We start from the raw sequence: 23,890 nt of genomic DNA on the forward strand, positions 1-23,890 counted from the left end.
CCTCACTGTTTATGGCCCGGCAGGGTAATGCCGTTGAAAATCTTGATCACCGCGCTGTCATCTTCCCGGCCGAATCCGGCGTTGCTGGCGGAGGTGAACATATTCAGCGCGGTGGTCGCGAGCGGCAGCGGGAAGGTCAGCGCCCGGGCGGTGTCATTCACCAGACCGAGATCTTTGACAAAAATATCGACGGCGGATTTTGGCGAGTAATCGCCATCCAGGACGTGTTGCATACGATTCTCAAACATCCACGAATTACCCGCCGCGTGGGTCACCACGTCGTACATCGTCTCCAGCGGGATGCCGGCGCGGGCGGCGAGGGCCATCGCTTCGGCGGCGACGGCGATATGCACCCCGGCCAGCAGCTGATGGATGATTTTCACCGTTGAGCCGAGGCCAATGTCGCTCCCAATGCGGTAGACTTTGCCGGCCACCGCATCCAGCACTGGCGCGAGGCGGGCAAAGGCGGCATCGCTCCCGGAGGCCATTACCGTCATGTCGCCGGCGGCCGCTTTCACTGCGCCGCCCGATACCGGCGCGTCGAGCATCAAGAGCTGGTATTCTGCCAGCGCTACGGCTATCGCCTGGGCATCGGCGGCGGCGATGGTTGACGACACCATCACCGCGGTGCCCGGCTTCAGATGGGCGGCGAGGCCGCTCTCGCCGAACAGGATCCCCCGCACCTGGGCGGCATTAACCACCAGCAGTACGACCGCATCCAGCTCAGCGGCGAAAGGCACCGCGCTGGAGCCTGCGCCTTTGGCGCCCGCCTCCAGCAGCGCGCGGCAGTTGTCGGGGTTGATGTCCACCCCCCAGGTGTTCAGGCCCGCCTGCAGGCAGGCGCGAGCGGCGCCCATGCCCATCGAACCCAGTCCAATCACGCAGACGTTAGTGTGTGCAGTCATGATGGTCTCCTTGTGAATATTCGTTAATTAATGTGATTTAATGATAGAATAAAGCGTTATCATGTGAAATTATGTGAGAGTTATCACGAATAACCCACATGAATATAAAAAATTCACAGGCGGAAAGTGGCTGCGCGACGGCGATTCTTGCCCTAAAATAGCGTAAAAACAGTGGTCAAGCGCGATAACAGTACAGGGTATCGTCAGGCTCCCGGCGTGAGTGGTGTGGTCTGGTGTGAAAAAATGGTAAGGGGAGAGCGGTGATTCCAATTGAACGTCATCAGCGTATTTTAGCCCTGGTGGAGCAGCGTGGGGCGGTAAGCATTAATGAGCTGACGGAGATCCTCGGCGTGTCCCATATGACTATCCGTCGGGACGTCAGTAAGCTGGAAGAACAGGGGCTGCTGGTCAGCGTCTCGGGCGGCGTGCGCGCCGTCAGCCGGCTGGCCGCAGAGCCCAGTCATCTGGTGAAAAGCACCCTGCAGAGTGAAGAGAAGCAGGCCATCGGCGCGCTGGCGGCCAGTCTCATTGCCAAAAACAGCTGCATCTATCTCGATGCCGGCACCACCACTCTGGCGCTGGCGCGGGCCATCCTCGACCGGGACGACCTGCAGGTGGTCACCAATGATTTTGAGATAACCCAGCTGCTGATAGATGCCAGCCAGTGCGGGGTGATCCACACCGGCGGCACCCTGTGCCGGGAGAACCGCTCCTGCGTCGGCGAGTCGGCGGCGCGCACCTTGCGCCACCTGGCTATCGATACGGCTTTTATCTCCGCCAGCGGCTGGGACAGCCGCGGAATTTTCACCCCTGATGAGAACAAAGTCACCGTCAAGGAGACCGTCAGCCAGGTCAGCGCCAGAAGCATCCTGCTGTGCGACAGTTCGAAATACAATCAGGTGGCCACGTTTATGGCGTTGCCCTTGACTCGCTTTACCACCATCATTACCGACCGGCATCTCTCCGATGCCGCTGCCGCCCATATCACCCGGCACGCCTGCGAGGTGCTGCGCGCCGGGTAAGGCGCGCGGCCTTCGCCGGGCTAGCGCTGCCAGTGCTCGATCAGCGCCGCGCCTATCCCGGCGATCTGCTGGTTACGTTCGGTCATGGTCGCCGCGGTATCCCGTAGATAGATCACCACGATACGCTCCGCTTTGCCGTCCGGGCCGAGCAGGGCGACAATGCCGCGTGAGCCCCGCTCACCGGCCCCGGTTTTATCGGCGATAAACCAGCCCGCCGGCAGCACGGCGCGGATCAACGGGCCGGCCACCCGGTCGTCCACCATCCACTGCAGCAGCTGCTGCTGCGAACGGGCGCTCAGAGAGGGGGTGGTTAGCAGCTTGCGCAGGGTGGTGGCCATGCTGGCCGGGGTGGTGGTGTCGCGCACGTCGCCGGGAAGCGCCTCATTGAGTTCCGTTTCCCAGCGGTCAAGGCGGGTGACGTTGTCACCGATCTGGCGCAGAAAAGCGGTCAATCCCGCGGGGCCGCCGACGCTCTTCAACAGCAGATTGCCGGCGCTGTTGTCGCTCATGGTGATGGCGGCGGCGCAGAGTTCGCCAACGGTCATCCCGTCGGCAAGGTGTTTTTCGCTGACCGGGGAGTAGTCCACCAGATCCTGCTGGCGGTAGTGGATCCGCCGATCCAGCTGTTCGTCGCCGGCATCCACCCGGGCCAGCACCGCGCCGCAGAGCAGCACTTTAAAGGTGCTCATCAGCGGAAAGCGCTCACTGGCGCGCCAGGCGGCCAGCGTGCGGCCGCTGGCCAGATCCATTTCAACATAGCCCACCCGGCCCGCCAGCTGACTTTCGCTGATTTTAATCTGCTCAAGCGGCTGAGGGCTGGCGAATACCGCCAGTGGCAGGGCGGCAATCAGGGAGATAAGGCACAGGCGAACATAACGCATAACCGTAATACTTCCTTGTGTAAGAGCCGATAAAGGCGAGAAAAGGTGTGACGAATAAGAATAACCCGGTATTTTGCTGATTCACAATTCCTCTTTTTTCCTTCATCATTTGTCATCTTTTATTTCGAATAATCAATATTTAGCTCAGCCTAAGCACGCTATTTTTTGACTCAAGGCCGCAATGAACTATAAGAAAGTACTTAAGACCGCACGCTGGCTGGCGCCGCTGATTGCTGACGATACGCCCGCCGCGCTGCGCGGTTTGCCAATGATCTATGCCATCCCGGGAGGAACTGGTGCACCCGATAATTAAGGTCATGCTGGTGGGCGGTAAGGCGGATGGACTGCTGGTCAGCGTCGCCGACGATGCGACCGAGGTCTCGGTGACGCCTGCGCAATACGGTGCGCCGTCCGGGCAACCGCTCAGCTATCGTATCGTAAGTCAAACCATTGACGATGAACGCTATTTCTTTGGCGTCTTTAGTGACGCCCATCAGGATAGCGATAAGCTGACGCGGGTGGCGCTGACCCGCGGAATGAAAAAAATGTTCTGTTGAACCCGGGCGGAGTGAGGGGATGCGATAGTATCCATGCCGCGGCTTTGCTACTGTGGCAGCCTTCTCTCTCCGGGCCAGGACGCATCATGATTCAGTACATCCGTATACAAAACTTTCGCTCAGTCAGGGATATCGAACTGGAGCTGGGGCCATTGAACATTGTCTTCGGTCCTAACGGCTGCGGCAAATCCAATATTTACAACGCCATCCATCTGTTGACCGCGGCTGCCGACGGCAGGCTGTCGGGGTTTATCAGCGCAGAGGGCGGCCTGGAAAATATGATGTGGTCCGGAGATCGTTCCCCCCTCGATCGCCATCCCCGCCGGCTGCAAATCGCCTGTCGGACGGAGAGCTTTGATTATGAACTGCAGGTAGGTTTCCCGGAAAAATTGCCCTATCCGACGCAGTTCATGCTCGATCCCATCGTCAAAGAAGAGCACATCTGGCTGGCAGGCTACTCCCGTCGGCCTTCCTCCCGCGTACTGCAGCGCAAGAATCAGGCGGCGTTCCTCGTCGATGTCACCGGGGAGAAAAGCACCTTCACCGAGAGTATTTATGAAAACGAGTCGGTGTTCGGTCAGCTTGGCGAGCCGCACCGTTTTCCCGAAGTGTCGCGGGTGCGGGAGACCCTGCGCCGCTGGCGGTTTTACCATGAGTTCGCCATTGGCCGCCACTCGCCGCTGCGCCAGCCGGCCGTGGGGTATCGTTCGCCGGTGCTCGACAGCGATGGCCATAATCTGGCCGCCGCCTTTCAGACCATTGTCGAGATTGGCGCGGAGGAGATGTTGCACGAGATCCTCGCCGACGCCTTTCCCGGCTGCCAGTTTTACTGTGAAAACGAGCACTCGCGTTTCGCCCTGAAAATGCGCCGGGAGGGGATCCGCAGGCCGCTGCTGGCGGCGGAGATGTCCGATGGCACGCTGCGCTTTCTCTGTCTCGCCGTCGCGCTGCTCAGCCCGCGCCCGCCGGCGTTTCTGGCGATCAATGAGCCGGAGAACAGCCTGCATCGCGACATGCTCCCGGCGCTGGCCCGGCTGATAATCGAGGCCTCCCGCTACAGCCAGATCTGGCTGACCAGCCACTCGGCCGAACTGGCGGAGCTTATCGCCGCTGGGGCGCCCTGTCAGCGCTATGCGCTGGAGAATAGCGGCGGAGAAACGCGCATTGTGGCGTAAACCCCGTCATCCCTGACGGGAGCGCCGGGATCAGGCGGGGGTCTGCGTCTCCGCTGCTGGCAGCAGGCTTTTGCCGCCGCGTAAGGTGATGAACGAGAGCAGGGTGAAGCTCAGGGTGATGCAGCCGAGGATCAGATAGGCCTGATGGAAGCCGACGGTGTCATACATCCGGCCCACCCAGGCGGAAAGGACCACCCCGGACAGCTGTTTCGACAGGTTAAAACCGATCAGGAACAGGGTGGCCGAGAGCCGCGGGTTAAAGGCGGAGGAGATATATTTAAAGGTCCCGACCAGCAGGAAGGGGATCTCAAACATATGCAGCATCTTGAGGATCACCACCTCTACCGCCGATGAGGCGAACGACGATCCGAGAATGCGCACTGACATGATCATCCCGGCGGTCAGCAGGGCGTTTTTGGCGCCGATGCGGTTAACGATGGCCGGGGCGCAGAACATAATTAGCGCGTTGAGCAGCTCGCCGCCGGTGGTGACGAAGCCAAACACTTCGGTACCGCGCTGCGGAATGACGAAAAAGCTTTTGAAAAAGTTGGCGAACTGCTGATCAAACACGTCGTAGACGCTGGCGACTCCCACCACATAGACGATAAAGCCCCAGAAACGCGGCATACGTAACAGCTCGGCCGCGGTGCGCAGCGAAAAGGCCTGGCGATTGGCTCCCAGCGCCTCAATAACCTGGGCGCTGTTGCTGCTTTCCGGGCGCGACAGCCAGAGCAGAAGACCTAGCACCAGCGCAAAGCCGGAGGCGATCCAGAAGGTAATATTGGGGTCGATGCCGAACAGCACGCCGGTTATCGAGGCGCACAGCGCCCAGCCGACGCAGCCAGCGACCCGCACTTTGCCATATTCAAAGCGGTTTGCCCGGCTGACGCGCTCGATATAGGCTTCCACCGCCCCGGAGCCGCTGGAGAAAACAATCCCCAGGTAGATCCCGCCCACCAGCGAACCGGCGATAATATTCATCTGCAACAGCGGGGAGAAAACGAAAATAAAGAACGGCGCGAACAGAATTAACAGTACCGTGATGGTCCACAGCAGATGTTTGCGCAGGCCAAGCTTATCCGACATCAGACCAAATACCGGCTGAAAAATAATTGCGAACAGCGAGATGGAGGAGAAGACGATCCCGGTTTCCGTTTTGGTTAAATGGTTAACGTCCGCCAGCCACACCGGAAAAAAAGGAAAATAGGCCGACATAATGAAATAGTAAAAGAAAAAGAACAGCAGGAAATAGACAAAATTATGCCGTTCTCGCGGCGCCAGTTCAGAGAATTTCATCACCATGATCCCTTGTTATTCTGTTTGTAGGGTGGGGGCTGCCGCCCCCACGGATTAAAGGCAACGCAATGAGACCTCGTACTGCCAGCGCGTTTGGGTCAGGAGCCACTGCGGCAGCACGCTTGGGGTCCAGGAGTCATCGCCGCCCACTCCCATATGCAGGCCGTCGAGGGTGATCCACACCCCGTCTTCAGCCTGGATCTTGTGCCAGTGGTCGGTCTCCATCAGCTGACGGGTGCTCCATGGCTGAACGGAGAAGTGGAAATGACCGCTGACGTGCCAGCGTCCCCAGTCCAGCGCCTGGGTATCACAGCGCAGGCCGTTTTCCGTCGGGAAGATGTAGGGCGTGCTCATCGCCGCCAGCGGCTGCTCCCAGCGGGCGAAGCAGGCGCTGCTCCGCCGGTCGGGGTAGTTCTCATGCGGCCCCAGCCCCAGCCAGCTCACCGGCGCCTGCTGATCCGCCACCTGGAAGTGCAGTCCGACCCGCGGCAGCGGCGGCAGCGTTTCCGCGCGCTCGCCGTCCACCGTCAGCCGCACCGTTCCGTCCGCAGTAAAGCGCATGCGCCAGTGGCTGACAATCACCACCTCGTCGCCGCGCAGGTAGTGCCAGCGGCTGTCGACAAGGGTCTCATTCGCCAGGCGCTGGGCATCGCACTGCACGCAGCGCGCCTCCAGGTCGAACAGGCCGGCGCTTTTCCAGCGCTCCACCCAGGCGTTGGGATCGATGCGCTCCACTTCGCTGACCCCAATGTCATTGTCGAGCGGCGCGCGGATAAACTGATCCTGCAGGGGGGTCAGCAGCTGCTCCTGACCGGCAAGCGACCAGCCACTCAGCAAACCGGTCCGCCGATCGACGGTCCAGCACTGCGTGCCGGCGCGGATCTGCCAGGCCTCCTCGCTGACGACCAGATCCGGGGCGCCGGCAGGCACCGTGGGCGCCGGCAGCGCCAGCGGGGCGGGCAGGGGAAACTGCTGCCAGGCGACGCGATGGTCCGCCGGGGACCAGTCGGTCGCCCGGGGCTGGACCACCTCCAGCGTCAGCCACACCGCGCGGGCGCCTGGCGGTATAATCAGGTCATCAAGCAGCGTTATCTCGTCACTGCCCTCCGGGGGAAGCGCCAGCGTCAGGTTGCCGTGATACAGGGGTTCACCGGCCGCCTGCACCTGCCAGCGCAGCGCTTCGTTATCGCTCTGGCGGAACAGGTATTCGCTGGCGATGCGCACGCGCAGCGGCGAGGTCGACAGCAGGGCGAACTGGAAATACTGCTGGGCGTGCTTCGCCTCGATCAGCGACGGATGCGGCGTGCGATCGGGGAACACCAGGCCGTTCATACAGAACTGGCGATCGTTCGGCTTATCGCCAAAGTCGCCGCCGTAGGCCCAGCCGACGCTGCCGTCGTCAAAGGTTTTGCAGATCGCCTGGTCGGCCCAGTCCCAGATAAACCCGCCCTGCAGCCGCGGATACTCGCGGAAGGCCTGCCAGTAATCGGCGAAGTTGCCGAGACTGTTGCCCATCGCATGGGCGTACTCGCAGAGGATCAGCGGCCGCTGCTCGCCGGGCAGGCTGATCCATTTTTTGATCCCCCACTTCGGTACCGCCGGGATCGGCTGGTCGCGTTCGACGCGGGCGTACATCGGACAGATAATATCGGTAGCGGTGGTATCCGCGCCGCCGCCCTCGTACTGCACCGGACGGCTCGGGTCGTTGCGCTTCAGCCAGTGGTACAGCGCTTCATGGTTGCCGCCGCCGCCAGATTCGTTACCCAGCGACCAGATGATAATGCATGGATGGTTGCGGTTGCTCTGTACCATCCGGGTGACGCGGGCGCTGAAGGCTGGCAGCCACGCCGGATCGTCGGACAGCCGGTTCATCGGCACCATGCCGTGGGTTTCAATATTGGCTTCATCGACCACGTACAGACCGTAGCGGTTGCACAGCTCATACCAGCGCGGCGCGTTGGGGTAGTGTGAGCAGCGGACGGCGTTAAAGTTGTTCTGCTTCATCAACAGAATGTCCTGCACCATATCCGCCTCGCTGACCACCTGACCGCGCAAATGGTGGTGTTCATGGCGGTTAACGCCGCGGATCAGCAGCGGTTTGCCGTTAAGGCGCAGCAGACCGTCGGCGATCTCGATGCGGCGAAAACCGATATCCCACGCCTCGGCCTCCAGCAGTTCGTCGCCACGCCACAGGGTGAGCACGGCGCGATAACAGTTCGGGGTTTCCGCGCTCCAGTGCGCCGGCGCCGCTACCGCCAGGGAGAAATCGACCCGTTCGGCATAGTGGCCGCGCTCATCCACCGCCGGGGTGCCTAACGGCTGACGATGGGCGGCGACAGGCTGCTCGCCGCGCCACAGGCTAACACCGACGCAGAGCCCGGCAAGCGCCGCCTCTGTCGCTTCGACGGTCGCCTGAACCTGCAGAGCGCCGTCGCGGCAGAGGGCGTCAAGGGTCGGCGTCAGCTGCACGTCGCATAGCCGCTGGTGCGGCTTATTCAGCAGCCACACCGAGCGAAAAATACCGCTCATTCGCCACATATCCTGGTCTTCCAGCCAGCTGCCGGCGCTCCAGCGCATGACCATCACGCACAGGCGGTTGTCGCCCGGGCGCAGGAAGGGGCTGAGATCGAACGCCGCCGGCAGGCGGCTGTCCTGGGAGTAACCGACCCAGGCGCCGTTGCACCACAGATGAAACGCTGAGTTGACGCCGTCGAAAATAATCTGCGTCTGTCCGTCCGTGCGCCAGGCGTCATCGATCGCAACGTGCAGGGAGTAACAGCCGGTTGGATTATCCTCCGGCACCCGCGGCGGGATGGTGTCGATGGGGTAGCGGACGTTGGTGTAGATCGGCGCGTCATAGCCCTCCATCTGCCAGTTGGAGGGCACGGGCGTCCCGCGGCTGCCTGGCAGGTCTTGCGTCAGCCACTGTGCATCGACGGCAAACGGGCTGCGGGCGTAAGCAAATTGCCATTCGCCGTCCAGCTGACGACGTCGAGGCGAAGGGCGATTATCGCGGGCGGCAAGCTCATCGCGCCAGCTGGCGAACGCGGGATGCGCTGGCAGGCGGTTGAGATGGGTAATGGTCTGGTTCTGCCAGTCTTCGCGGGCGAGGACGACGTGGAAGTCAGGCGCGTGGCGGCGACTGGTATCGCTTATTGGCATAGTAATCCCCGGTAAGTCAGAAAATGTCGATCGCTAAACAGGATAAAGAACGTTATCGGATAATTTGTTTTGTCCAGCAACGACGGCGGAAATGAAATTAACAGACGATCACGAAAGCGAGGGTAAAGCGCTGTTTTTTGTCGCGCGTTAAACATAAAATGTTAGCGCACGACATTGTTATTGCTGAGGAGAAAAAATGCCGCGTCGTACCGCTACCCTGGAGGATGTCGCTCGCGCGGCCGGGGTTTCCCAACAGACCGTCTCCCGGGTCCTGAACCGTCCTGAAGTGGTGTCAGCCCGCACCCGCGAGCAGGTGATCCGCGCGATGCAGGCGCTGCACTACGTACCTAACCGCTCGGCGCAGCTGCTCGCCGGCAAAGCAGCGCCCTCCATTGGGCTTATCACTGCCTCGCTGACCTTGCATGCTCCCTCGCAGATCGCCGCCGCGGTAAAGAGCCATGCCAGCCTGCACCAGCTGGAGGTGGCAATAGCGATGCCGGCGCAAGCCGACTTCGCCGCGCTGCAGGCCCGGCTGGACGAACTGCGCGCCCAGCATATTCGCGGAGTGATCGTCAGTCTGCCGCTGGAGAGCGCTACCGCCGAGCGACTGGTTAAAGAGAACCCGGATATGGCCTGCCTGTTTCTGGACGTCTCCCCGGAGGCCGATGTCTGCTGCGTGCGCTTCGATCATCGCGACGGCTGTGGGGCGTGCGTGCGCCATCTGTGGGAGCTGGGGCATCGCGAATTTGGCCTGCTGGCAGGGCCGGAAAGTTCGGTTTCCGCCCGTCTGCGTCTCGCCAGCTGGCGCGAGGCGCTGCACAGTCTGAATATCGCCCGTTCAACCACGGTGTTCGGTGACTGGAGCGCCGCCAGCGGCTGGCAGAAAACCTTTGAACTGCTGCACCTGCAGCCGCGGATCAGCGCCATTGTGGTGGCGAACGATCAGATGGCGCTCGGGGTACTCAGCGCGCTGGCCCAGCTCAATCGCAGCGGCAGCCAGGCGGTATCGGTGACCGGCTATGACGACACCGCCGACAGTCTCTACTTTCAGCCGCCGCTCACCACGGTGGCGCAGGACTTCGATCTGCTGGGCAAGCGGGCCGTGGAGCGGCTGATTGCTCTGATGGCGGCCCCGCAGCTGCGGATCCGCGAGCTGCTGCCGACCCGGCTCATCGTGCGCCAGTCGGCGTGGCCGCTCGCCGCCGCGGAGGACCGGCAGCAGACCCTGGCGCAGCTGAAAGCGTTGGTGGAGAAGCTCTAGCCGCAGGCCGTTGAGGATTTATTGAGGTTGACCATGCTAACCTCGGGATCAAACGTAGAGAGGTCAGGATCCTCTGCCTGCGTAAAATGCAAAATACAATCTATCCATGCAAGCATTGATTTACCGCCAGTCACATGGCGGTTTTTTTTTTTGCCTTCCTCCGTTTCCCGCTTTGTTCCGTTCGTTTTTTCGCCTGGCATCCCCTGCGGCGGCATGCTACATCTTTCTTTCGGGATAGATGCCGAACACAACGGGAGTCAAGGTCATGATGGTGATTGAGGGGAAAGAGGCGATTGGGCGGGTAGACTGGCGGCGGGTGAGGACCATCGTCGCAGAGGCCGGGCTGAATGAACGTGATGTTCAGCAGCTGGAGCAGGCGTTTCTCCATAGCACCTTCTGCTGGTTTGGCTATGAGCACGGTCAGCTGATTGCCGTGGCGCGGGCCATCAGCGACTGCACCTGGAGCAGCTATTTGTCGGATGTGGCGATCGTCCCCGACCGCCAGGGGCAGGGTTACGGACAACAGCTAATGCTGGCCATCCGGGAGCAGCTGCTGCCCTTCGGCAAAATCTTTATCTATGCGGTGGCCGATAAAATCCCATTCTATCAGCGCTTTGGTTTTGCCATGCTGACCACCGGGATGGTCTGCGCCAGCGAGGAGGGCATGCGCAACATGCAGGAGCAGGGCTATATCCGCCAGCCCTGAGCGCGGATACCGGGCAACGCCTGGCTTAAGCGGTTAAACCAGGCGCAGGCGCCGTCAGAGGGGCCGTTCAAGCACAAACAGATACGCTTCCCGCGACCAGAACAGGGCGGTACGGCGTCGCTCCACCGACATGGTTTTTACCTCCCAGCCTTCGCGGGTATAGCTACTGAGAAACTGGCTCATTTTGTCAGGGTCGGCTTTGGCTTCGCCAAAAAACAGGCTGCCCAGCAGGCCCTCTTTATAGATTACTACCCGACACTCTTTCTTCATCATCGACCATCCTGGCGACCGGTTTACTGTGGCCGTCTATTGTCCGTGGCTGGGACGATTTTGCAATCGGATAAGTTGCAAACTGTTTACGGTACTGCAGTGGGCTTAGCGCGAAGCGCTGGCGAAAATGGTGGCGCAGGGTGCCAGCGCTGGCAAAGCCGCAGCGCTCAGCGATCTGGTCGATGCCCATCGTGCTCTCCGTCAGGTGCTGACGGGCGCGCAGCAGACGCTCCTCCAGCAGCCAGCGGGCGGGGGTTTTACCAGTGGCCTCTTCAAAGCGGCGCAAAAAGGTGCGCGTCCCCATGCCGGCGCGCTGTGCGAGGGAGGCGACGGTGTGGCTGGCGGCGAGATGCTGGTGCAGATAATCAAACAGCTGGCCAAGGCGCAGACTCTCCCGGCTGCGGGCCACCGGACGCAGGACCTGCTGCGCCTGACCGCCGTCGCGATGGGGAGAGACCACCAGGCGGCGGGCGACCACATTCGCTGCCTCGCTGCCGAAATCCTCGCGCACCAGATGCAGACAGAGGTCGATCCCCGCCGCGCTGCCGGCGGAGGTCATCAGCAAATCATCGCCCACGTACAGGACATCCTCCACCACCTGGATCTGCGGAAAACGGGACTGCAGCGCGGCGGTGTAGCGCCAGTGGGTTGTCGCCTGGCGGCCATTGAGCAACCCGGCGGCGGCGAGAACGAACACCCCGGAACAGATGGAAATAATCCGGCACCCGCGGGCGTGAGCGGCGGCCAGGGCGGCGCACAGCGCCTCGGGGACCGGAGCGTCGATGCCGCGCCAGCCGGGGACCACGATGGTCTGCGCCTGGGCGAGAAGCTCAGGGCCGCCGTCGGTCATCAACCGGACTCCGCCGGTGGCTCTCAGAGGCCCTTCATCGACGGCGGCGACGGCGAACTGGTACCAGCGCTCGCCCATTTCCGGGCGCGGCAGGCCGAAGATCTCCACGGCCACGCCAAACTCAAAGGTGCACAGGCCATCGTAGGCGAGGGCCACCACGCGGTGAGGTGACAGTGTCACCGAAGGAGTTGTCAGGATGTTAGCGTTTTCTGTCATGGTTGCCGGCAGATAAGGGTGATGGGCGTCAGTAAAGTAGTGTTATCACAGACAAGGAGAAGACGCCATGAGTGTAGTAACCCAATTTACCCCCGCAACCTCCGCCGAGGCTATCCGCTGGTTCCGCCATAAGCTGCATCTCGAGACCGACTGCGCCGATGTGCACAGCGCCCAGCGTGCCGGCGAGGTCGACTTTGTCCTGCTGCACGTGGTCGGCAGCGAGGAGGCCTTCGCCAGGCGCCACCTGCCCGGCGCGCTGCATCTCCCGCACAGCCAGATCAGCGCCGAGAGAATGGCGGCCTGGCCGGGAGAGACCCTGTTTGTGGTCTATTGCGCCGGGCCGCACTGCAACGGTGCCGACGTTGCCGCGCTAAAGCTGGCCGAACTGGGGCGGCCGGTGAAAATGATGCTCGGCGGGATCACCGGCTGGGAAGATGAGGGCTATGCGTTTGTCGCCGGTAAATGAATATTTTTCATGTCCCATGAAATATTCTCGTTTGCGGCCCGCCGGCCTGCATGCCAGTATCTGGACATATAGCCATCCAGAAGTCTAAAAATTCAAATAATGAACTATCACGGTGGGCAACTAACGCGCCCACCGCTAAGGAGACAGCATGCAACGTCAACAGGCCCCGTTCCGCGCAGACATCGTCGGCAGTTTTTTGCGCCCGGACAGCATCAAACAGGCGCGTCAGCAGCTGGCTGAGGGGCTCATCGACGCCGGTCAGCTGCGCGAGATTGAGAATAACGCTATCCGTCACCTGGTCCAGCAGCAGTGCGACTGCGGCCTGCACGTGGTCACCGACGGCGAGTTTCGTCGCGCATGGTGGCATTTTGATTTCTTCGACGGCCTGCAAGGCGTTGAGCGTTACGATGCCGAGCAGGGGATCCAGTTCAACGGCGTGCAGACCAAAGCGCACGGCGTGCGCGTTACCGGCAAGCTGGCGTTTGGCGACCACCCAATGCTGGAGGATTTCCGCTATCTGAAAAGCATCAGCGGCGACGCGCAGCCTAAGATGACCATTCCCAGCCCGAGCGTGCTCCACTTCCGCGGCGGTCGGAAAGATATTGATGCCACCGTTTACCCGGATCTCAGCGACTACTTCGACGACCTGGCCACCACCTGGCGCGACGCGATCCGTGCGTTTTATGACGCCGGCTGCCGCTATCTGCAGCTGGACGATACCGTCTGGGCCTATCTGTGCTCCGATGCCCAGCGTCAGCAGGTGCGCGAGCGCGGCGACGATCCGGATGCGCTGGCGCGCATTTATGCCCGGGTGCTGAACCAGGCGCTGGAGGGCAAGCCGGCCGATCTGACGGTGGGCCTGCACGTCTGCCGGGGCAACTTCCGCTCAACCTGGATCTCGGAGGGCGGTTACGAGCCGGTGGCTGAGGTGCTGTTTGGCGGCGTCAATGTCGATGCCTTCTTCCTCGAGTATGACAACAACCGCTCCGGGGATTTCGCGCCGCTGCGCTTTATTCGTCCCGGCCATCAGCAGGTGGTCCTCGGGCTTATCACCACCAAAAACGGCGAGCTGGAGAACCCGCAGGGGGTAAAAGCGCGCCTCGCTGAGGCGGCGCAATATGTTCCGCTCGAGCAGATCTGCCTGAGTCCGCAGTGCGGTTTCGCCTCCACGGAAGAGGGTAACGCCCTCAGCGAAGACCAGCAGTGGCAAAAAGTCCGTCTGGTGACCGCCATCGCCGCCGACGTCTGGTAATTGCTTTCTTAGCGCAGCGTTGCACCGTGATGAGGCAACGCTGCCATCTCCTTCGCCTTCGCCGTCCACCTGCGCCGCATCCCACTGTTCTCACAACCTGGCACCGTTTTTGCCTTATCACCTCTGGTTAGCTGTTAATTCTTTATTTTTGCGCTACTCAGGAGTGAATCATGCAACGTAGAACGTTATTAAAAGCTTTTGCACTCTCCGCCTCTGTTATGGCTATGGGTCTCTCATTCCAGGCCTATGCCGCCAACACTATTAAAGTCGGGATTATGCATTCGCTCTCCGGGACGATGGCGATTTCCGAAACGCCGCTGAAGGACGTCGCCCTGATGGCCATCGACGACATCAACGCCAAAGGCGGGGTGTTGGGCAAGAAGCTGGAGCCGGTGGTGGTCGACCCGGCCTCCAACTGGCCGCTGTTCGCCGAGAAGGCACGCCAGCTGCTGGCCCAGGACAAGGTGGCGGTGGTGTTTGGCTGCTGGACCTCGGTCTCGCGTAAATCGGTGCTACCGGTGTTTGAGGAGCTGAACGGCCTGCTGTTCTACCCGGTACAGTACGAAGGGGAAGAGATGTCCCCCAACGTCTTCTATACCGGCGCGGCGCCTAACCAGCAGGCCATCCCGGCGGTGGAATACCTGCTGAGCGAGGACGGCGGCGGCGCCAAACGCTTCTTCCTGCTGGGAACCGACTACGTTTATCCGCGCACCACCAACAAGATCCTTCGCGCCTTCCTGCATGCCAAAGGGATCCAGGACAAAGATATCGAAGAAGTCTACACCCCGTTCGGCTATAGCGATTACCAGACCATCGTCGCCAATATCAAAAAATTCTCCGCCGGCGGCAAAACGGCGGTGGTCTCTACCATCAACGGCGATTCCAACGTGCCGTTCTACAAAGAGCTGGCTAACCAGGGACTGAAAGCGACCGACGTGCCGGTGGTGGCCTTCTCGGTGGGGGAAGAGGAGCTGCGCGGCATCGACACCAAACCGCTGGTCGGCAACCTCGCGGCATGGAACTACTTTGAGTCGGTCGATAACCCGACCAACAAAGCCTTTGTCGCCGATTATCGCGCTTACGCCAAAGCGCACAAGCTGCCGAATGCCGATACGGTGGTGACCAACGATCCGATGGAGGCGACCTGGGTGGGTCTGCATATGTGGGCGCAGGCGGTGACCAAAGCCGGCACCACCGACGTGGACAAAGTGCGCGACGCTATGGCCGGACAAACCTTCAAAGCGCCGTCCGGTTTCACCCTGACGATGGATGCCACCAACCACCATCTGCATAAGCCGGTGATGATCGGTGAAATTGAAGGCAACGGCCAGTTCAACGTGGTCTGGCAGACCGATGAGCCCGTCCGCGCGCAGCCATGGAGCCCGTGGATCCCCGGTAATGATAAGAAACCTGACCATCCGGTGAAAACCGTCAGCCAGTAAGCGCCAGGGCCGACGGAGCGGGAACGTCGCGTCCGTCGGCCGCTGACCAGAGGAGAACGACATGAACGCATTGCGTCTCATGAGTGTGTTGACGCTACTGCTGATCCTGCTGCCATGGCGGGCACAGGCCGCGGAGGCGGACGACTTCGTTGCCGCCAGCCGCAGCCAGCAGGCGCAGCTGTTGACCCAGTGGGCGGCAGCGCCGCAGGCGGATCGTCTGCCGCTGCTGCGGGCGTTGACCACCGAGAGCCTGGTGATGGACGACGGAAAACATGCTTTCCGCACCCGACAGGGCGGATTACAGCCATTGGGTGCCGTCGCCGCGCCCCAGGGCGAAACCCGACCGGTGCGTCTGACCAACCGGCTGCGCAATCTGGCTGCCGGCGCGCTGGCCAGCCATCTTATTTTAAGTGACAACGTCACAGAGCGAGCGTCCGCCGCACGAACGCTACAGCGGGAAGCGACCCCGGCCATGGCCGCGCTGCTGCAGCAGCGGCTGAAGGCGGAAAGCGATGATAATGTGCGGGGCCTGCTGGAGGTGGCGCTGGCCCGGCTGCAGCTCACTCAGCCTGAGGCCAGCGCGCGGTTGGCCGCCGTGACGCTGCTCGGCCATTCTGTGGACCCGGAAACCCAGGCGCTGCTGATCCCCTTTACCGATGCCCAGCATGAGCCGGATGCGGCGGTGCGCGAGGCGGCCAGCGACAGCCTGCAAAAGATCAAACATCGTCTGCTGATCGGCGATCTGCTGGGCCAGGCCTTTATGGGACTGTCGCTGGGATCGGTGCTGCTGCTGGCCGCGCTGGGGCTGGCGATCACCTACGGCCTGCTGGGGGTGATTAACATGGCCCATGGCGAGATGCTGATGATTGGCGCCTACAGCTGCTGGCTGGTTCAGCAGGCGCTGGCGCAGCTCGCGCCGCAGTGGCTGGCCTTTTATCCGCTGGTCGCGCTGCCGGTGGCGTTTCTGGTGACCGCCGGGATCGGCATGGCGCTGGAGCGCACCATTATTCGTCATCTGTATGGTCGGCCGCTGGAGACGCTGCTCGCCACCTGGGGGATCAGCCTGATGCTTATCCAGCTGGTGCGCATGCTGTTTGGCGCGCAGAACGTCGAGGTGGCGAACCCCGCCTGGCTCTCCGGCGGCGTGCAGGTCCTGCCGAACCTGATCCTGCCGTGGAACCGGCTGGCGGTGCTGGCGTTCGTCCTGCTGGTGCTGTGCTTTACCTGGCTCATCCTGAACCGCACCCGTCTCGGCATGAACGTCCGCGCCGTGACGCAGAACCGGGCGATGGCCGCCTGCTGCGGCGTACCTACCGGGCGGGTGGATATGCTGGCCTTTGGCCTCGGCTCCGGTATTGCCGGGCTGGGCGGCGTGGCGCTGTCGCAGCTCGGCAACGTCGGGCCTGAACTGGGTCAGGGATACATCATCGACTCGTTTCTGGTGGTGGTCCTGGGCGGCGTCGGCCAGCTGGCCGGCAGCGTGGCGGCGGCCTTTGGGCTGGGCATTTTCAACAAAATTCTCGAACCGCAAATGGGCGCGGTGCTGGGCAAGATCCTGATCCTGGTGATGATTATTCTGTTTATTCAGAAACGCCCGCAGGGTCTGTTCGCGCTGAAAGGGAGGGTGATTGACTGATGAGCCAACCTGTTACCTTAACGCTGGCGCAGCGCGCGCCGCGGCCTCTGCGCTGGCTGGGGATCCTGCTGGTGCTGGGGCTACTGAGCATGCCATTTCTGGCGCTGCTGCCGGCCTCCCATCCGCTGGCGGTACCGAGCTGGCTGCTGACCCTGAGCGGTAAAATCCTCTGCTACGCCATTGTGGCGGTGGCGCTGGATCTGGTCTGGGGCTACGCGGGTATGCTGTCGCTGGGGCACGGGATTTTCTTTGCCCTCGGCGGGTACGCTATGGGCATGTACCTGATGCGCCAGGCGGCGGGCGACGGTCTGCCGGCGTTTATGTCTTTTCTCTCCTGGAGCGAACTGCCCTGGTTCTGGTGGGGCACGCAGCATTTCGCCTGGGCGATGGCGCTGGTGGTGCTGGTTCCCGGTCTGCTGGCCCTGGTTTTCGGCTGGTTTGCTTTTCGCTCGAAGATCAAAGGGGTCTATTTCTCGATCATGACCCAGGCCCTGACTTATGCCGGTATGCTGCTGTTCTTTCGCAACGAGACCGGGTTTGGCGGCAATAACGGTTTCACCGGTTTTACCACGTTGCTGGGTTTTCCGGTCACCGCCACCGGCACCCGCGCCACCCTGTTTATGGCCACGGTTTTGCTGCTGTTGCTGACCCTGTGGCTGGGCTCGGCGCTGGCGCAGAGTAAGTTTGGCCGGATCCTCACCGCGGTGCGGGATGCCGAGAACCGCCTGATGTTCTGCGGGTACGACCCGCGCGGCTTCAAGCTGCTGGTGTGGACGCTGTCGGCGGTGCTCTGCGGCCTGGCGGGGGCGTTATATGTCCCGCAGGTGGGGATCATCAACCCCAGCGAGATGTCGCCGACCAACTCCATCGAGGCCGCCATCTGGGTGGCGCTCGGCGGGCGCGGCACCCTGATCGGCCCGGTGCTTGGCGCCGGGCTGGTCAACGGCGCGAAGAGCATTTTCACCGTGGCGATGCCGGAGTACTGGCAGCTGTTTCTCGGCCTCATCTTTATCATCGTAACCCTGTTTTTACCCCGCGGGGTGATGGGCCTGCTGCGTCGAGGAGACCGCTAATGCAACCGGATGAAGGACTGTTTACCCGCCAGCTGCCCGGCGATCGCTTTCGTGCGCAAACCGACCCGGTACTGCAGCTGGAGAACATTAACGTCAGCTTTGACGGTTTCCGGGCGCTGACGGACCTGTCGCTGGCGATTGGCGTCGGCGAGCTGCGCTGTGTGATCGGCCCCAACGGCGCGGGCAAGACCACCCTGATGGACGTGATCACCGGCAAAACCCGGCCGCAGAGCGGCAAAGCGATCTATGACCAGTCGGTGGATCTGACCACCCTCGAACCGGTGGCCATCGCCCGCCAGGGCATCGGGCGCAAGTTTCAGAAGCCGACGGTCTTCGAAGCGCTGACGGTGGCGGAAAATCTCGCCCTGGCGATGAAGGGAGATAAATCGGTGTGGGCCAGCCTGCGCGCCCGGCTGAGCAGCGAACAGGACGATCGGCTGAATGAGGTGCTGCGCCTGCTGCGTCTTGACGGCGAACGCTACCGCCAGGCCGGTCTGCTGTCCCATGGCCAGAAACAGTTCCTTGAGATCGGCATGCTGTTGGTGCAGGAGCCGCATCTGCTGCTGCTTGATGAGCCAGCGGCCGGCATGACCGATGCGGAAACCGAATATACGGCGGAGCTGTTTCGTACGCTGGCCGGACAGCACTCCCTGATGGTGGTGGAGCACGACATGGGGTTTGTCGAGACCATCGCCGACCGGGTGACGGTCCTGCATCAGGGCCAGGTGCTAGCGGAGGGATCGCTGCGGGAGGTGCAGGCCAATGAACAGGTCATTGAAGTTTATCTGGGACGTTAAGGAGCGCCAATGTTACAGGTGAGTCAGCTACATCAATACTACGGCGGCAGCCATATTTTGCGTGGGGTGGATTTTTCCGCCCGCCAGGGCGAAGTCACCTGCCTGCTGGGGCGCAACGGCGTCGGCAAGACCACCCTGCTGAAATGTCTGATGGGGCTGATCCCGGCGCGCAGCGGCGAAGTGCGCTGGCAGGATCAGAACATCACCCACCGTAAACCGCACCAGCGGGTGCAGGCCGGGGTGGCCTACGTCCCTCAGGGACGCGAGATTTTTCCGCGCCTGACGGTGGAGGAAAACCTGCTGATGGGGCTATCGCGCTTTCCCGCCCGCGAGGCGCAGCAGGTGCCGGAGGAGATTTACCAGCTTTTCCCGGTGCTCAAGACCATGAAGCAGCGGCGGGGCGGTGACTTATCCGGCGGCCAGCAGCAGCAGCTGGCGATCGGCCGGGCGCTGGCCAGCCGTCCGCAGCTGCTGATCCTCGATGAGCCCACCGAGGGGATCCAGCCCTCGGTCATCAAAGAGATTGGCGAGGTGATCCGTCAGCTGGCGAGCCGCGGGGATATGGCCATCCTGCTGGTGGAGCAGTTCTATGACTTTGCCGCCGGGCTGGCGGACCACTATCTGGTGATGTCGCGCGGCGCCATCGTCCAGCAGGGCAAGGGCGGAGATATGGAAACCGACGGCGTACGCGCCCTGGTGACTATCTGAACGGACCGGCGGCGTTCGCGCCGCCGGTTTCCTTGCTATTTACGCAGCAGCCGCTGCAGGCGCGCCTGGCGCCAGTTTTTGATCCATTCGCCGAACACGAACAGGCGTAATCCTCTCACCGCCAGCAGAGCGCCCCAGATCAGGGCGACCCAGCCGGACCAGGTGTACTGCGGGTTAGTGTACCGGTTGAGCAGCGCCAGCAGCACGCAGACCACCAGCGCGACCGACAGCGAACGAAAAAAGCGGCTCTCCTGCTGCACCCGCGCTTTCGCTTCCTCGATACGCAGATCCAGCGAGGCTTCCGGGCCCGCCGCGCCCTCCCGCGAGGCTTCGCCGCCGATCTCGGCCACCGTCACCTCAAAGACCGCGGCGAGGGCGCTGAGGGTCTCCAGTCCCGGGCGTTCGCCATTCTCAATGCGCTGGATCGTGCGGACGCTGAGCCCCGCCATTTCGGCCAGCTGTTCCTGGGACCAGGCGCGCTGCAGCCGTAATTGTTTGACCTGATTGTTGCTGTTCATATTTGTATGCTCCATGACGTTCTGCGGATGTAAACCTGTGATGGAGTATGGAAAAGCGGGCCGCCAGCCACCACGACAGCGACCCGACAACGGCCCGACAGCAACCTGACAGCCGCATGCCAGCTGGCGTCAGGCGTTGGCCAGCGGAGAATCCGGTTGCCAGGGGCGGGCATTGATCCCGCGGAAAATCATCAGCCAGGCGGCGACAATGGCCCCGATAAGAATGACAAAAAGCGACCAGTGCGGCAGATGGGTGAGGATCAACCCCGTCAGCATCGGGTTGAATGCCGCGCCCAGCCATCCCAGCGATTGAGCGGAGAAGTAGCTGGCCTTCATCCCCGGCGGGGCGATATGGTCAATCAGCATATACTCGCCGGGGGCATAAATCACCTCGCCAAGGGTGAAGACTGCCGCCGAGATCCCCCATGCCCACAGGCTGGCGCCGGAGAACATAAAGCCCACGAGGCCGATCACAAAGCAGACGGTGCCGAAGGTCATCAGCGGGCGAATATTTCTGGCGCTCAGTCGCCGGCCAACCGCATACTGCAGAGCGACGACCACCGCGGCGTTAACCGGCAGCACCACGGCCACCACTTTTTCGGCGAAGTCGCTGCTGGCGACCACCAGTACGTACTGCGAGATACAGGAGGCGAAAGCGCCGCCGACGAAGGAGGCCAGCAGCCCTGAACAGGTAAACCACAGCAGCGCGCGGTCGCGCAGCAGCACCGAAGGCGTCCAGACGGCAGCCCCTGGCTGGGCGGCGGCGGCGCCATCTCGCTGCAGAAACAGCTGAATAAACACTAACGGGAAGGCGGCGCAGGCTGCCGCCAGCCAGAATGGCAGATTAATGCTGTGCATCACCAGCAGCGTGCCGATGGGCGGTCCGACGGTCCAGCCGATGTTGAGGATGGTGTAGTTCAGCGAGAAGATGCGCGCTTTTTTCTCCGCCGTCAGCCGGTCGGCGAACCAGGCTTTCAGCACGGTGGAAAAGACCGAGTAGGCGCAGTTGATCAGCGCAAAGAAGATCACCACCAGGATAGCGTTATTGACCAGCGGTATCGCGCTGAAACCAAGGATAAACACCAGCACTGACCACACCATATAGCGCTTTTTGTCGAACTTGTCCGCGAGGATGCCAAAGCCCATGCTAAACAGCACGCCGACCACGAGGGCCAGCGACAGGGCGTAGCCAATCACATCCACCTCCAGCTGATAGCGTCGGGTGAGGTAGATGGTCATAAACGGCAGTGTGGCCCCGCGGCCGATAGTCAACAGTAGCGACGATGCCAGCAGCGCGATAGTGGAGCGCCGGAGTGTGGTGATCATGATTTCCTTGCCTGTCATGTTGTTATAATTTTATGTCTTCGATCACAAATAACACGGCCATCACGCCTTGTACAGGTCGCCCCGGTGGCGATAGGCACTTCCGAACCTGCCAAAAATAATGATCTATCCTGGCGACCGCTTTTTCGCTACTTTGATTTTGTTCACAAAAATTCTAATAACGACAGAGGCAGGGTATGACGAGGAAAGATGGACTGCTGGCGCTGCTGGTAGTGGTGGTGTGGGGGCTTAACTTCGTGGTGATCAAGCTGGGATTGCACAATATGCCGCCGCTGATGCTGGCGGGCCTGCGCTTTATGCTGGTCGCCTTCCCGGCGCTGCTGTTTGTCGCCCGGCCGGCCATTCCGCTGCGCCTGCTGCTGGGCTATGGCCTGACCATTAGCTTTGGCCAGTTTGCCTTTTTGTTCTGCGCTATCGGCCTGGGCATGCCGGCGGGGCTGGCGTCGCTGGTGCTGCAGGCGCAAGCCTTTTTTACCATCATTCTCGGCGCCTTCGTCTTTGGCGAACGCTTACAGGGCAAGCAGCTGGCGGGGATCGCGCTGGCGATCTTCGGCGTGCTGGTGCTGGTGGAGGGGAGCCTCGGCGGGGAGCATGTCCCGCTGGTGGGCTTTATGCTGACCCTGGCGGCGGCGTTCAGCTGGGCCTGCGGCAATATTTTCAACAAAAAAATCATGTCCCAGGCGACCCGCCCGCCGATCATGTCGCTGGTGGTGTGGAGCGCATTGATCCCGGTGCTGCCGTTTATGTTTGCCTCGTGGCTGATCGATGGCCCGCAGCTCATGCTGGCGAGTCTACGCCAGATCGATATGCTGACGGTTCTCTCGCTGCTTTACCTGGCGTTTATCGCCACCATCGTCGGCTATGGTATCTGGGGCTCGCTGCTGGGGCGCTATGAAACCTGGCGGGTGGCGCCGCTGTCGCTGCTGGTGCCGGTAGTGGGGATGGCCAGCGCCGCGCTGCTGCTGGGGGAGACGCTGAGCGGACTGCAGCTCGCCGGGGCGGCGCTGATCATGGCCGGGCTCTATATCAACGTTTTCGGTCTGCGTCTGGTGCGGCCGGGCATGGCGCGCGGGTAAAAAAAAGCCCCGGAGACGGGGCTATACACAAGTATGCGTGTAATGGCATCACAGGTCGTGCTGCTGGTAGTACGGCACGCCTAGTTCGTCAGATTTATCATTGCCGGCCGCCATATGATTGAAATCAAACGGCGAGTCGTTATGGTCCGAAGGGAGAATCATTGTGTCACGCTGGTTTTGCCGCACCGGCGTGGTGGTTTGCTCCGCAAAGCTGAAGCTGGATGCCAGCGACAGAAGGACGATAGCTGCGGCAGCGAATAGTTTCATGATTTCCTCAATACGTCTTTGATATTACAGGCGATTAACATCAGTTATTTAGCGGATGCAGATAGCGGGATTCGCCAGGTACATTCGTTATGCGATATTTGTGGGGCGGAACATCGAAATAGTTTTTAAACGTTCGCGTCAGGGTCTGCTGCGATTCGAAACCGTAGCGTTCCGCCAGGTACAGGATTGGCTCATTGCTCTGCTTGAGCTTTTGCGCAATCTCCGTCAGCTTACGGCTGCGGATGTACTGGCCGAGGGAATGGCCGGTCTCTTTCTTAAACATACGTTGCAGGTGCCACTTGGAGTAACCTGAGCGCTCAGACACTTTTTCCAGCGACAGGGGCGATTCCAGGTTATCCTCGATCCACGACAAAATACTATGGATAGTGATGGCGTCATTATTACGTCTGGACATCATCTTACCTCTTCTTATTGTTACGGCAGGACCTTCTTGAGGAGTTGCTCAAGCATGGCGACTTCGTCCGCCGACAGATTTTTTGTTAACTCCTGGTGTAACTTCTGACCCACAACCTGATGACACTGCTCGCAAAGGGCTGCGCCGTCTGGCGTCAACTGCACCAGCACACCGCGCTTGTCAGCGGGGTTGGGTAACCGTTCAATCCAGCCTTTACACGCCAGGCGGTCGAGCATACGCGTCATCGCGCCCGGGTCGACGGAAAGCACGGTTTTCAGCTCAACGGGGGTAATACATACCTCGCAACGAATGGAACAGAGCACCCGAAACTGGGTCGCGGTAATATCCATGGGTGAGAGGTAGTCGTTGAGCAGGCGATCTTTTTTCTGGTTAACCATCTGGATCAAGCGGCCCAGCGGGATCATCTCGTTGAACAGGTCGCTGGTATTTTTCATGATGGTTGCCCAGGCAATGATTTAGTTGCGAGTGATACTATTGCCCAGGCAATCATAAGTCAACATTATGAATTAGCCGATGCCACGATTTGCTAAAACAAAAAAATTCGACGCGTGTCACTGTTTGTGAATTTTCTAAC

At 61.3% G+C, this 23,890-nt stretch carries 25 protein-coding genes; 14 read left to right on the forward strand and 11 right to left on the reverse strand.

All coding sequences use genetic code 11. The features are described 5' to 3' along the window. Positions 1 to 2: 2 nt before the first annotated feature. A complete protein-coding gene (gene ltnD, locus ACQUTI_RS01040) occupies positions 3 to 905 on the reverse strand; it encodes an L-threonate dehydrogenase (protein ID WP_004205998.1) in 903 nt (300 codons plus the stop codon). 260 nt (positions 906 to 1,165) lie between these two features. Between ltnD and ACQUTI_RS01045 the strand changes: the two genes are divergently transcribed. Further along, the gene (locus ACQUTI_RS01045) at positions 1,166 to 1,927 is read left to right on the forward strand and encodes a DeoR/GlpR family DNA-binding transcription regulator (protein ID WP_004205996.1); all 762 of its coding nucleotides are present in this window, start codon (positions 1,166 to 1,168) and stop codon (positions 1,925 to 1,927) included. A gap of 20 nt (positions 1,928 to 1,947) precedes the next feature. On the opposite strand, the gene ACQUTI_RS01050 is transcribed toward ACQUTI_RS01045, so the two are convergent. Then, entirely contained in the window at positions 1,948 to 2,808 is an 861-nt protein-coding gene (locus ACQUTI_RS01050) for a broad-spectrum class A beta-lactamase OKP-B-22 (RefSeq protein ID WP_122543028.1), read from the reverse strand. Between the two features lie 181 nt (positions 2,809 to 2,989). Between ACQUTI_RS01050 and ACQUTI_RS01055 the strand changes: the two genes are divergently transcribed. The 3 genes from ACQUTI_RS01055 (at position 2,990) to ACQUTI_RS01065 (ending at position 4,540) form a co-directional block, all read left to right on the forward strand. After that, complete coding sequence (locus ACQUTI_RS01055; RefSeq protein ID WP_023318188.1) at positions 2,990 to 3,121, forward strand: hypothetical protein; 132 nt, start codon at positions 2,990 to 2,992, stop codon at positions 3,119 to 3,121. After that, on the forward strand, positions 3,105 to 3,365 hold the full coding sequence (locus tag ACQUTI_RS01060) for a hypothetical protein (protein WP_004205993.1): 261 nt from the start codon (positions 3,105 to 3,107) through the stop codon (positions 3,363 to 3,365). The genes ACQUTI_RS01055 and ACQUTI_RS01060 overlap by 17 nt, the downstream gene beginning before the upstream one ends. Positions 3,366 to 3,451: 86 nt before the next feature. After that, positions 3,452 to 4,540 carry an AAA family ATPase gene (locus ACQUTI_RS01065; RefSeq protein WP_043519532.1) on the forward strand — a complete coding sequence of 363 codons (1,089 nt, stop codon included), beginning with the start codon at positions 3,452 to 3,454 and terminating at the stop codon, positions 4,538 to 4,540. 30 nt (positions 4,541 to 4,570) lie between these two features. On the opposite strand, the gene ACQUTI_RS01070 is transcribed toward ACQUTI_RS01065, so the two are convergent. Together ACQUTI_RS01070 and ACQUTI_RS01075 are read right to left on the reverse strand one after the other, a co-directional pair. Further along, the gene (locus tag ACQUTI_RS01070; RefSeq protein ID WP_428923177.1) at positions 4,571 to 5,836 is read right to left on the reverse strand and encodes an MFS transporter; all 1,266 of its coding nucleotides are present in this window, start codon (positions 5,834 to 5,836) and stop codon (positions 4,571 to 4,573) included. A 54-nt stretch (positions 5,837 to 5,890) separates the two neighbouring features. Then, positions 5,891 to 8,998 (reverse strand): beta-galactosidase, encoded by a 3,108-nt coding sequence (locus ACQUTI_RS01075; protein WP_122543025.1) that lies wholly within the window; start codon positions 8,996 to 8,998, stop codon positions 5,891 to 5,893. Positions 8,999 to 9,194: 196 nt separating this feature from the next. Here ACQUTI_RS01075 and ACQUTI_RS01080 point away from each other — a divergent pair, with 196 nt between their 5' ends. Both ACQUTI_RS01080 and ACQUTI_RS01085 read left to right on the forward strand, forming a co-directional pair. Beyond that, positions 9,195 to 10,259 carry a LacI family DNA-binding transcriptional regulator gene (locus ACQUTI_RS01080; protein ID WP_004205987.1) on the forward strand — a complete coding sequence of 355 codons (1,065 nt, stop codon included), beginning with the start codon at positions 9,195 to 9,197 and terminating at the stop codon, positions 10,257 to 10,259. Between the two features lie 265 nt (positions 10,260 to 10,524). Next, positions 10,525 to 10,965 carry a GNAT family N-acetyltransferase gene (locus ACQUTI_RS01085; protein ID WP_049092649.1) on the forward strand — a complete coding sequence of 147 codons (441 nt, stop codon included), beginning with the start codon at positions 10,525 to 10,527 and terminating at the stop codon, positions 10,963 to 10,965. A 54-nt stretch (positions 10,966 to 11,019) separates the two neighbouring features. Here ACQUTI_RS01085 and ACQUTI_RS01090 read toward each other — a convergent pair whose 3' ends face one another. Next, positions 11,020 to 11,235 (reverse strand): DUF4177 domain-containing protein, encoded by a 216-nt coding sequence (locus ACQUTI_RS01090; RefSeq protein WP_004205985.1) that lies wholly within the window; start codon positions 11,233 to 11,235, stop codon positions 11,020 to 11,022. Beyond that, complete coding sequence (gene ftrA, locus ACQUTI_RS01095) at positions 11,204 to 12,301, reverse strand: transcriptional regulator FtrA (protein ID WP_136085025.1); 1,098 nt, start codon at positions 12,299 to 12,301, stop codon at positions 11,204 to 11,206. Before ftrA ends, ACQUTI_RS01090 begins: the two co-directional genes overlap by 32 nt. A 67-nt stretch (positions 12,302 to 12,368) precedes the next feature. On the opposite strand from ftrA, the gene ACQUTI_RS01100 reads away from it, so the two are divergent. From ACQUTI_RS01100 to urtE, 7 genes are all read left to right on the forward strand, one after another. Next, positions 12,369 to 12,767: a rhodanese-like domain-containing protein gene (locus ACQUTI_RS01100; protein ID WP_032456007.1), complete on the forward strand. Its 399-nt coding sequence runs from the start codon at positions 12,369 to 12,371 to the stop codon at positions 12,765 to 12,767. A 148-nt stretch (positions 12,768 to 12,915) separates the two neighbouring features. Next, on the forward strand, positions 12,916 to 14,019 hold the full coding sequence (locus tag ACQUTI_RS01105; RefSeq protein ID WP_122543021.1) for a cobalamin-independent methionine synthase II family protein: 1,104 nt from the start codon (positions 12,916 to 12,918) through the stop codon (positions 14,017 to 14,019). Positions 14,020 to 14,189: 170 nt separating this feature from the next. After that, positions 14,190 to 15,461, forward strand: a complete 1,272-nt coding sequence (gene urtA / locus ACQUTI_RS01110) for an urea ABC transporter substrate-binding protein (RefSeq protein WP_122543019.1) — start codon at positions 14,190 to 14,192, stop codon at positions 15,459 to 15,461. Between the two features lie 61 nt (positions 15,462 to 15,522). Beyond that, entirely contained in the window at positions 15,523 to 17,097 is a 1,575-nt protein-coding gene (gene urtB, locus ACQUTI_RS01115; RefSeq protein WP_180249886.1) for an urea ABC transporter permease subunit UrtB, read from the forward strand. Further along, positions 17,097 to 18,170: an urea ABC transporter permease subunit UrtC gene (gene urtC / locus ACQUTI_RS01120; protein ID WP_017900354.1), complete on the forward strand. Its 1,074-nt coding sequence runs from the start codon at positions 17,097 to 17,099 to the stop codon at positions 18,168 to 18,170. Before urtB ends, urtC begins: the two co-directional genes overlap by 1 nt. Then, positions 18,170 to 18,967, forward strand: a complete 798-nt coding sequence (urtD, locus tag ACQUTI_RS01125) for an urea ABC transporter ATP-binding protein UrtD (protein WP_004205978.1) — start codon at positions 18,170 to 18,172, stop codon at positions 18,965 to 18,967. Before urtC ends, urtD begins: the two co-directional genes overlap by 1 nt. 9 nt (positions 18,968 to 18,976) lie before the next feature. Continuing rightward, positions 18,977 to 19,675: an urea ABC transporter ATP-binding subunit UrtE gene (gene urtE / locus ACQUTI_RS01130; RefSeq protein WP_004205977.1), complete on the forward strand. Its 699-nt coding sequence runs from the start codon at positions 18,977 to 18,979 to the stop codon at positions 19,673 to 19,675. 35 nt (positions 19,676 to 19,710) lie between these two features. On the opposite strand, the gene ACQUTI_RS01135 is transcribed toward urtE, so the two are convergent. Together ACQUTI_RS01135 and ydeE are read right to left on the reverse strand one after the other, a co-directional pair. Then, a complete protein-coding gene (locus ACQUTI_RS01135; protein WP_064177853.1) occupies positions 19,711 to 20,193 on the reverse strand; it encodes a helix-turn-helix domain-containing protein in 483 nt (160 codons plus the stop codon). Between the two features lie 129 nt (positions 20,194 to 20,322). Continuing rightward, positions 20,323 to 21,519, reverse strand: a complete 1,197-nt coding sequence (ydeE, locus tag ACQUTI_RS01140; RefSeq protein WP_004205975.1) for an efflux MFS transporter YdeE — start codon at positions 21,517 to 21,519, stop codon at positions 20,323 to 20,325. 194 nt (positions 21,520 to 21,713) lie between these two features. Here ydeE and eamA point away from each other — a divergent pair, with 194 nt between their 5' ends. Then, a complete protein-coding gene (eamA, locus tag ACQUTI_RS01145) occupies positions 21,714 to 22,613 on the forward strand; it encodes an O-acetylserine/cysteine exporter (RefSeq protein WP_064183699.1) in 900 nt (299 codons plus the stop codon). 48 nt (positions 22,614 to 22,661) lie between these two features. On the opposite strand, the gene marB is transcribed toward eamA, so the two are convergent. Genes marB through marR form a run of 3 tightly spaced genes read right to left on the reverse strand, consistent with a single transcriptional unit; the run spans position 22,662 to position 23,750 of the window. Beyond that, the gene (marB, locus tag ACQUTI_RS01150; RefSeq protein WP_043519537.1) at positions 22,662 to 22,880 is read right to left on the reverse strand and encodes a multiple antibiotic resistance protein MarB; all 219 of its coding nucleotides are present in this window, start codon (positions 22,878 to 22,880) and stop codon (positions 22,662 to 22,664) included. A 40-nt stretch (positions 22,881 to 22,920) separates the two neighbouring features. Then, a complete protein-coding gene (gene marA / locus ACQUTI_RS01155; protein ID WP_002904397.1) occupies positions 22,921 to 23,295 on the reverse strand; it encodes an MDR efflux pump AcrAB transcriptional activator MarA in 375 nt (124 codons plus the stop codon). Between the two features lie 20 nt (positions 23,296 to 23,315). After that, a complete protein-coding gene (gene marR / locus ACQUTI_RS01160) occupies positions 23,316 to 23,750 on the reverse strand; it encodes a multiple antibiotic resistance transcriptional regulator MarR (protein ID WP_017900358.1) in 435 nt (144 codons plus the stop codon). Positions 23,751 to 23,890: the final 140 nt, after the last annotated feature.

This window comes from Klebsiella sp. 7-CIP_Kleb. (assembly GCF_050378655.1).
GTDB lineage: Bacteria > Pseudomonadota > Gammaproteobacteria > Enterobacterales > Enterobacteriaceae > Klebsiella > Klebsiella quasipneumoniae.

What these genes read in the sequence shown, in the direction of transcription:
- ltnD (WP_004205998.1), bottom strand. Translation starts at nt 905, where the DNA reads ATGACTGCACACACTAACGTCTGCGTGATTGGACTGGGTTCGATGGGC.
- ACQUTI_RS01050 (WP_122543028.1), bottom strand. Translation starts at nt 2,808, where the DNA reads ATGCGTTATGTTCGCCTGTGCCTTATCTCCCTGATTGCCGCCCTGCCA.
- ACQUTI_RS01055 (WP_023318188.1), top strand. Translation starts at nt 2,990, where the DNA reads ATGAACTATAAGAAAGTACTTAAGACCGCACGCTGGCTGGCGCCGCTG.
- ACQUTI_RS01065 (WP_043519532.1), top strand. Translation starts at nt 3,452, where the DNA reads ATGATTCAGTACATCCGTATACAAAACTTTCGCTCAGTCAGGGATATC.
- ACQUTI_RS01070 (WP_428923177.1), bottom strand. Translation starts at nt 5,836, where the DNA reads ATGAAATTCTCTGAACTGGCGCCGCGAGAACGGCATAATTTTGTCTAT.
- ACQUTI_RS01075 (WP_122543025.1), bottom strand. Translation starts at nt 8,998, where the DNA reads ATGCCAATAAGCGATACCAGTCGCCGCCACGCGCCTGACTTCCACGTC.
- ACQUTI_RS01080 (WP_004205987.1), top strand. Translation starts at nt 9,195, where the DNA reads ATGCCGCGTCGTACCGCTACCCTGGAGGATGTCGCTCGCGCGGCCGGG.
- ACQUTI_RS01085 (WP_049092649.1), top strand. Translation starts at nt 10,525, where the DNA reads ATGATGGTGATTGAGGGGAAAGAGGCGATTGGGCGGGTAGACTGGCGG.
- ACQUTI_RS01090 (WP_004205985.1), bottom strand. Translation starts at nt 11,235, where the DNA reads ATGAAGAAAGAGTGTCGGGTAGTAATCTATAAAGAGGGCCTGCTGGGC.
- ftrA (WP_136085025.1), bottom strand. Translation starts at nt 12,301, where the DNA reads ATGACAGAAAACGCTAACATCCTGACAACTCCTTCGGTGACACTGTCA.
- ACQUTI_RS01100 (WP_032456007.1), top strand. Translation starts at nt 12,369, where the DNA reads ATGAGTGTAGTAACCCAATTTACCCCCGCAACCTCCGCCGAGGCTATC.
- ACQUTI_RS01105 (WP_122543021.1), top strand. Translation starts at nt 12,916, where the DNA reads ATGCAACGTCAACAGGCCCCGTTCCGCGCAGACATCGTCGGCAGTTTT.
- urtA (WP_122543019.1), top strand. Translation starts at nt 14,190, where the DNA reads ATGCAACGTAGAACGTTATTAAAAGCTTTTGCACTCTCCGCCTCTGTT.
- urtB (WP_180249886.1), top strand. Translation starts at nt 15,523, where the DNA reads ATGAACGCATTGCGTCTCATGAGTGTGTTGACGCTACTGCTGATCCTG.
- urtC (WP_017900354.1), top strand. Translation starts at nt 17,097, where the DNA reads ATGAGCCAACCTGTTACCTTAACGCTGGCGCAGCGCGCGCCGCGGCCT.
- urtD (WP_004205978.1), top strand. Translation starts at nt 18,170, where the DNA reads ATGCAACCGGATGAAGGACTGTTTACCCGCCAGCTGCCCGGCGATCGC.
- urtE (WP_004205977.1), top strand. Translation starts at nt 18,977, where the DNA reads ATGTTACAGGTGAGTCAGCTACATCAATACTACGGCGGCAGCCATATT.
- ACQUTI_RS01135 (WP_064177853.1), bottom strand. Translation starts at nt 20,193, where the DNA reads ATGAACAGCAACAATCAGGTCAAACAATTACGGCTGCAGCGCGCCTGG.
- ydeE (WP_004205975.1), bottom strand. Translation starts at nt 21,519, where the DNA reads ATGATCACCACACTCCGGCGCTCCACTATCGCGCTGCTGGCATCGTCG.
- eamA (WP_064183699.1), top strand. Translation starts at nt 21,714, where the DNA reads ATGACGAGGAAAGATGGACTGCTGGCGCTGCTGGTAGTGGTGGTGTGG.
- marB (WP_043519537.1), bottom strand. Translation starts at nt 22,880, where the DNA reads ATGAAACTATTCGCTGCCGCAGCTATCGTCCTTCTGTCGCTGGCATCC.
- marA (WP_002904397.1), bottom strand. Translation starts at nt 23,295, where the DNA reads ATGTCCAGACGTAATAATGACGCCATCACTATCCATAGTATTTTGTCG.
- marR (WP_017900358.1), bottom strand. Translation starts at nt 23,750, where the DNA reads ATGAAAAATACCAGCGACCTGTTCAACGAGATGATCCCGCTGGGCCGC.